This window comes from Streptomyces sp. KR55, from assembly GCF_052245645.1.
Classification (GTDB): Bacteria; Actinomycetota; Actinomycetes; order Streptomycetales; family Streptomycetaceae; genus Streptomyces; species Streptomyces flavusporus.
The window spans coordinates 1-6,866 of record NZ_JBQQCE010000516.1; the positions used below are offsets into that span (position 1 = coordinate 1).

At 67.7% G+C, this 6,866-nt stretch carries 8 protein-coding genes; 4 read left to right on the top strand and 4 right to left on the bottom strand.

What is annotated here, in order from left to right:
• Positions 1-100 precede the first annotated feature (100 nt).
• The gene (locus ACTWQJ_RS43805; protein ID WP_443311973.1) at positions 101-889 is read right to left on the bottom strand and encodes a hypothetical protein; all 789 of its coding nucleotides are present in this window, start codon (positions 887-889) and stop codon (positions 101-103) included.
• A gap of 151 nt (positions 890-1,040) precedes the next feature.
• Between ACTWQJ_RS43805 and ACTWQJ_RS43810 the strand changes: the two genes are divergently transcribed.
• The 3 genes from ACTWQJ_RS43810 (at position 1,041) to ACTWQJ_RS43820 (ending at position 3,457) form a co-directional block, all read left to right on the top strand.
• Positions 1,041-1,838 (top strand): ABC transporter ATP-binding protein, encoded by a 798-nt coding sequence (locus ACTWQJ_RS43810; RefSeq protein WP_443311974.1) that lies wholly within the window; start codon positions 1,041-1,043, stop codon positions 1,836-1,838.
• 93 nt (positions 1,839-1,931) lie between these two features.
• Entirely contained in the window at positions 1,932-2,363 is a 432-nt protein-coding gene (locus ACTWQJ_RS43815) for an NfeD family protein (RefSeq protein ID WP_129797124.1), read from the top strand.
• Positions 2,364-2,509: 146 nt separating this feature from the next.
• Positions 2,510-3,457, top strand: coding sequence for an SPFH domain-containing protein (locus ACTWQJ_RS43820; protein WP_129797123.1), 948 nt, complete (start codon positions 2,510-2,512; stop codon positions 3,455-3,457).
• A 106-nt stretch (positions 3,458-3,563) separates the two neighbouring features.
• On the opposite strand, the gene ACTWQJ_RS43825 is transcribed toward ACTWQJ_RS43820, so the two are convergent.
• From ACTWQJ_RS43825 to ACTWQJ_RS43835, 3 genes are all read right to left on the bottom strand, one after another.
• Positions 3,564-4,073, bottom strand: coding sequence for an HNH endonuclease (locus ACTWQJ_RS43825; RefSeq protein ID WP_443311975.1), 510 nt, complete (start codon positions 4,071-4,073; stop codon positions 3,564-3,566).
• A gap of 186 nt (positions 4,074-4,259) precedes the next feature.
• On the bottom strand, positions 4,260-4,799 hold the full coding sequence (locus ACTWQJ_RS43830; RefSeq protein ID WP_385789120.1) for a YbhB/YbcL family Raf kinase inhibitor-like protein: 540 nt from the start codon (positions 4,797-4,799) through the stop codon (positions 4,260-4,262).
• A 40-nt stretch (positions 4,800-4,839) separates the two neighbouring features.
• Positions 4,840-5,622 carry a sporulation protein gene (locus tag ACTWQJ_RS43835; RefSeq protein WP_443311976.1) on the bottom strand — a complete coding sequence of 261 codons (783 nt, stop codon included), beginning with the start codon at positions 5,620-5,622 and terminating at the stop codon, positions 4,840-4,842.
• Positions 5,623-5,760: 138 nt separating this feature from the next.
• On the opposite strand from ACTWQJ_RS43835, the gene ACTWQJ_RS43840 reads away from it, so the two are divergent.
• The gene (locus ACTWQJ_RS43840) at positions 5,761-6,411 is read left to right on the top strand and encodes a DNA-3-methyladenine glycosylase (RefSeq protein ID WP_443311977.1); all 651 of its coding nucleotides are present in this window, start codon (positions 5,761-5,763) and stop codon (positions 6,409-6,411) included.
• Positions 6,412-6,866 lie beyond the last annotated feature (455 nt).

The window sequence follows — 6,866 nt, forward strand, 5'->3', positions numbered from 1 at the left end:
GCCCAGGGCGGCACGGGTGGGCGCGGGCGGCACCCCGTCAGCGCCGGGCTGCGCACCCAACCCCACCCCGCCCCAACACCAGTCCCCACAACAACCGACCTCACCTCACACCCCGCTCCCACTCCTCCCCACCGGAGTTGTACGCCGCGACCTGCGCCCGCCGAGCCACCCGCTCCACCGGCCGCAACGCCTGAGACCGCGCCGTCATCTCAGACGCACTCACCGCACCCCCATGCCCGTTCTCGTACGCCACCGAGATCAGCATCCCCACCCGCTGCGCAAGCTCCAGCACCCGCACCGCCCGCCCCGGATACCCCGGCGCCAACACCTCCCGCCCCCGCTCGGCCCGCGCCCGATACGCATCGATCGCCGCCTCCGCCACCGGCCCCGCCCCGGCCACGTCCAGCCGCGTCAGCACCTCGGTCGCCTCCCGCAGCGCCTCCGCCAGCTCTCGCTCCGCCTCACCGAGCGACGGCACATCGGCCGGCGGCGCCTCCCGCACCGGCAGCACATGCCACACGATCTCGACATGGACATCACCGTCGGGCCCGGCCTCGTACACCTCCGGCACCAGTCCGAGCGCACCGCCGTGGCAGATCACCGCCTCCTCGGCGTCCAGCGCCCGCGCATTGAACTCCGGCGGCCCGCTCAGCCCCAGCGGATGCCCAGGCGCCGGCAGTGCGACCCGCAGCCCGGTCACCCCGAGCGCCCGCAGCCGCCCCAGCGCAAGCGTGAGCCCGACCGGCGCCGACTCACCCGGCAGCCCCTCCACCCGGTGCACGGCATCGTCCCCGACGATGGCGAGCACGGCGTCGTCCGGCGAAACAAGTCCGGCAAGAAGGGCATTTCCCCAAGCGGCAAGGCGTCCAGAGCGCGGTTCCGAAAGCATGCCTCCACCCTAAGTACCGGACCGATGGAATGGACCGGCCGACCGGTGGCGTAGATTTCCTTGAGGGCTGCGCCCACCGGCGCGGCGGACCGAGCCACAGGCGTACGCGACAGCCGAGACCGGCCACACTGCAAGGGGAGACAACGCGCTCATGAGCGATGTTCTGGAGCTTCAGGACGTATCCGTGGTCCGTGAGGGCCGGGCTCTGGTGGACCAGGTCTCCTGGTCGGTGAAGGAGGGCGAGCGCTGGGTCATCCTCGGCCCCAACGGCGCTGGCAAGACCACCCTCCTCAACGTCGCCTCGAGCTATCTCTACCCCAGCAAGGGCACCGCCACCATCCTGGGCGAAACCCTCGGCACCCCCGGCACCGACGTCTTCGAACTGCGCCCCCGCATCGGCATGGCCGGCATCGCCATGGCCGACAAGCTCCCCAAGCGCCAGACCGTCCTGGAGACCGTGCTGACGGCCGCGTACGGCATGACGGCCCACTGGCACGAGGACTACGACGAGATCGACGAGCAGCGCGCCCGCGCGTTCCTGGACCGTCTCGGCATGTCCGACTTCCTGGACCGAAAGTTCGGCACCCTCTCCGAGGGCGAGCGCAAGCGCACCCTCATCGCCCGCGCCCTGATGACCGACCCCGAGATGCTCCTCCTCGACGAGCCCGCCGCCGGCCTCGACCTCGGCGGCCGCGAGGACCTCGTACGCCGTCTCGGCCGCCTCGCCCGCGACCCGATCGCCCCCTCGATGCTCATGGTCACCCACCACGTGGAGGAGATCGCCCCCGGCTTCACCCACGTCCTCATGATCCGCCAGGGCAAGGTCCTCGCCGCCGGCCCTCTCGAGCTCGAGCTCACCTCCCGCAACCTCTCCCTCTGCTTCGGTCTCCCGCTCGTCGTCGAGCAGGTCGGCGACCGCTGGACCGCCCAGGGCCTCCCGCTGTCCTGAGCCGGTGAAGTACCCGCAAAGAGACGGGTAAGAAGCACCTCCCAACCTGATCGCGCCCTGTCCGCGCACGTTCCGCGGTCCTACCATGACCGTGTGGAAATCGACGCGTGGCTGTGGTGGCTGATCGGAGCGGCGGGGCTCGGCATAGGACTCGTGATCACCGCGATGCCCGAACTGGGCATGCTCGCGGTGGGCGCCATCGCGGCCTCGGTGACCGCCGGCATCTTCGGCGGTGACGCCGTCTTCCAAGTCGTGGTCTTCGCCGTCGTCTCGACGGCCCTCATCGCGGTGGTACGGCCCATCGCCAACCGGCACCGCGCACAACGCCCCCAACTCGCCACCGGCGTAGAGGCGTTGAAAGGCCGACAGGCCGTCGTGCTGGAGCGCGTCGACGGCTCCGGCGGACGCATCAAGCTGGCCGGTGAGGTCTGGTCGGCACGCTCCCTCGACGCCGACCGCACCTTCGAGGCAGGCCAGGAAGTGGACGTGGTGGACATCGAGGGTGCCACGGCGATCGTCATGTGACCTCGCACGACGCAAGGTGACCGAACACCGCACGAGCTGCGCGACGGTCTGTCAGACTCGACCAGCAAGATCTTCAACAGCCATAAGATCTGCACCATAAGAACTGCCGAAAGCGCCGAGGCGGAAGAAGGGTACGGGGAACGACGATGGAACCGGTCATCATCGTCCTGATCATTCTGGTGGTGTTGGTCTTCATCGCCCTGATCAAGACGATCCAAGTCATCCCGCAGGCCAGCGCCGCCATCGTGGAGCGCTTCGGCCGCTACACGCGGACGCTGAATGCGGGCCTCAACATCGTCGTCCCGTTCATCGACACCATCCGCAACCGCATCGACCTGCGCGAACAGGTCGTCCCGTTCCCGCCGCAGCCGGTGATCACCCAGGACAACCTGGTGGTCAACATCGACACCGTCATCTACTACCAGGTCACCGACGCCCGCGCCGCCACCTACGAAGTCGCCAGCTACATCCAGGCGATCGAGCAGCTCACCGTCACCACGCTGCGCAACATCATCGGCGGCATGGACCTGGAACGCACCCTCACCTCACGCGAGGAGATCAACGCGGCCCTGCGCGGCGTCCTCGACGAGGCCACCGGCAAGTGGGGCATCCGCGTCAACCGCGTCGAGCTCAAGGCGATCGAACCGCCCACCTCCATCCAGGACTCGATGGAGAAGCAGATGCGCGCCGACCGTGACAAGCGCGCCGCGATCCTCCAGGCCGAAGGTGTCCGGCAGTCCGAAATCCTGCGCGCCGAGGGTGAGAAGCAGTCCCAGATCCTGCGCGCCGAAGGTGAGGCCAAGGCCGCCGCACTGCGCGCCGAAGGCGAGGCCCAGGCCGTCCGTACGGTCTTCGAGGCGATCCACGCCGGCGACCCCGACCAGAAGCTGCTCTCCTACCAGTACCTCCAGATGCTCCCGAAAATCGCCGAGGGCGACGCCAACAAGCTCTGGATCGTCCCCAGCGAAATCGGCGACGCCCTCAAGGGCCTCTCCGGCGCCATGGGCAACTTCGCCCCGAACGCAGGAGGTTCGGGCTCCTCGGGCAACAGCGGCACAGCCTCCGAACGCCGAGAGAAGCCAAGCATCGACTGACAGCCGCCTTACAACACGCAGTTCCCCACACCCCCTCAGGGGCGCGGGGAACTGCGCGATCAACCACATACGGCCCGCAGGTCAACAAAACCCGCAGCCCTACGGTCTAGGCAGCAGCCGACTGCGCCAACCAATCCGGCAGCGCCTCAAAGTCATCGTCGGCCAGCGCCAGCAACATCGCATCGGTCGGCGTCGGCTCAAACGGCTCCCGCAGCAACGGCATCCCCGCCTCCTCCGGCGTCCGATTCGCCTTCCGGTGGTTGTCCTCCGCGCACGAGGCGACCGTATTCAGCCAAGTGTCCTGACCACCCTGCGACCGCGGTACCACGTGGTCCACGGTCGTCGCCCGCCGCCCGCAGTACGCGCACCTGTGCCGGTCCCGCACCAGGACACCCCGCCTCGACCACGGCGCTTGTCTTCGGAACGGCACCCGGACATACCTGCACAACCTGATCACTCGGGGCGCCGGTATGTCGACCGCGGCTCCGCGCATACGCAGTTCGGGGTGGGCCTGCTCGACGACGGCCTTGTCCTGGAGCACCAGAACGACGGCTCGGTTCAACGTCACCGTCGACAGCGGCTCGAAGCTCGCGTTCAGAACCAGCGTGTCCCGCATAACCAGCCCACCTCCCGTGTGCACCGGCCCACCCCATGGCGGGCTGGGATCAACTCTGGCCGTGCACGCCGAGATGGACAACGCAATATCTGCTGCTCCACAGGGGTGTCCCCGTGACCCCCGGCAACAAAAATGCCCGCCTCTGATCACGTCCAAGACCAGAGGCGGGCAAACGTTCGGTGAACGTCAGGGTTTGGCGGGCACCTCGTACTCACCGATCAGCTGGGCGCGCGCCAGTGTGTGGAACCGCAGGTTGAAACCCACGAAGGCCGGGCTGGCGTCCGCGTCCGCACCGAGCTTCTCCTGGTCCACGGCGTACACCGTGAACACATACCGGTGCGGCCCGTCCCCGGGCGGCGGCGCGGCACCGCCGAAGTCCTTCGTGCCGTAGTCGTTGCGCGCCTGTACGGCACCCTCCGGCAGCCCCTCGAACTTCCCGCTGCCCGCACCCGCCGGCAGCTCCGTCACCGACACCGGGATGTCGAACACGACCCAGTGCCAGAAGCCGCTCCCCGTCGGGGCGTCCGGGTCGTAGCAGGTCACGGCGAAGCTCTTGGTCTCGGGCGGGAAGCCCTCCCACCGCAGGTGCGGTGACGTGTTGCCGGCCGCGTAGACCTGAGCGTCCTTGAGCGTCGCGCCTTCCTCGACGTCCTCACTCGTGACCGTGAACGACGGCACAGGCGGATGGAAGTCGTGGGGGAGCGGCCGCCTCTTGAGCTCGGTCACCTCGGTACCTCCTGATCGGATGGTTCAGTGGGTTCCGAGCCTAGAACCAGTTGCGCTTGCTGCCGACCTCGGACAGCCACTGGTTGAGATACGCCACCCAGTCGGTGCCCTGGTAGTCGTGCAACCCCACCTGGAACGACCGGAAGGTGTCGCTGCCCTCGCTGAACAGCCCCGGCTTCTTGTCCATCTCGAGCACGACATCCATGGCCTGCTCGTCGGCCACGAAGCTCAACTCCACCTGGTTCAGCCCGCGGTACTGCTGCGGCGGAAGGAACTCGATCTCCTGATAGAACGGCAGCTTCTGGCGCGTACCCCGGATGTGCCCGCGCTCCATGTCCGCGTTCTTGAAACGGAAGCCCAGCTGGATGAAGGCGTCGAGAATCGCCTTCTGCGCCGGCAACGGATGCACGTTGATCGGGTCCAGGTCACCGGAGTCCACCGCACGCGCGATCTCCAGCTCGGTCGTCACACCGATGTGCATGCCACGCAGCGGCTGACCGTCGATCATCGTGATCGGCGTCTCCCAGGGGATGTCCAGCCCGAACGGCACCGCGTGCACGGCGTTCGCCTGCAGCTCGAAGGCACCGCCCAGCCGTACCTTCGTGAACTCGATGTCCTGCTTGTACTCGGTGTCCTGACCCTCGACCTCGACCTTGGCCTGCAGACCGACCGACAGCGCCTCGATCTGCTGACTGACGGACCCGCCCTGGATCCGCACCTCACCCTGGACGACACCGCCCGGAACCACGTTGACCTCGGTCAGCACCGTCTCGACCGAAGCGCCGCCGGCCCCCAGACTCGCGAGCAGCTTCTTGAACGCCATGTCTCTCCCTCGTTCACTAACGTCTCTGATCACTACAAACGCGATCCGACCGCGACCGGTTCCGCGCCCCACCCTGGCAAGGCGAACGTCCCCTGACCACCCCGCTGCACCCAGCCGTCTGCACTACCCTCGGACGGCATGATCGCGACCCCCGACCGTACGCCCCTGCCCCGGAGGTTCTTCGACCGGCCCGTACTGGACGTGGCCCCCGACCTCCTCGGCCGCTTCCTCGTGCGTACGACCCCGGACGGTCCGATCACCCTGCGCCTGACGGAGGTCGAGGCCTACGACGGCCCGAACGACCCCGGCTCCCACGCCTATCGTGGCCGCACGGCCCGCAACGACGTGATGTTCGGTCCGCCCGGCCATGTGTACGTCTACTTCACCTACGGCATGTGGCACTGCATGAACCTGGTGTGCGGCCCGGACGGACAGGCGAGCGCCGTCCTGCTCCGCGCCGGCGAGATCATCGAGGGCGCCGAGCTGGCCCGCAGACGTCGACTCTCGGCCCGAAACGACAAGGAACTGGCCAAAGGTCCCGCCCGACTGGCCACGGCCCTGGGCGTGGGACGCGCCCTGGACGGCACGGACGCGTGCGCCTCCGGCGAGACACCACTGAGGGTGCTCGCCGGCACCCCGGTCACCTCTGACCAGGTGCGTAATGGTCCCCGGACCGGCGTGGCCGGCGACGGTGGCAACGGGGACGTCCACCCCTGGCGCTTCTGGATCGCCAACGACCCCACGGTGAGCCCCTATCGGGCCCACGTCCCGAGGCGCCGCCGAAGTTGACTCGGCCCTCGAAGGTGCGTAACGTAGCCCGAGCCGCTGAACCGGGTACTGCGATTGCCAGCAGCCGGAGCGGCCAACCCACTACCTACGAGAACCCCTCAGCGGGGTCGATTCCGGTGTGCCTGCATGCCTGAATTCGAACCCGCAGAACCCCGATTATGAATCGGGCCGGGGAATCGGCTAACGTAGTGAATGTCGAAAGGCCGACGGGTGAAAGCCCACAAGCCCAAGACAAATCCCGCCGACCGGGAATCGGACCGGAAAAGATCTGATAGAGTCGGAAACACCGAAGGGAAGCGCCCGGAGGAAAGCCGCGAGAGAGTCTCTCGGGTGAGTACGAAGGAAGCGTCCGTTCCTTGAGAACTCAACAGCGTGCCAAAAATCAACGCCAGATATGTTGATACCCCGTCCATCGGACAGCCGATGGTCGAGGTTCCTTTGAAGAACACAGCGAG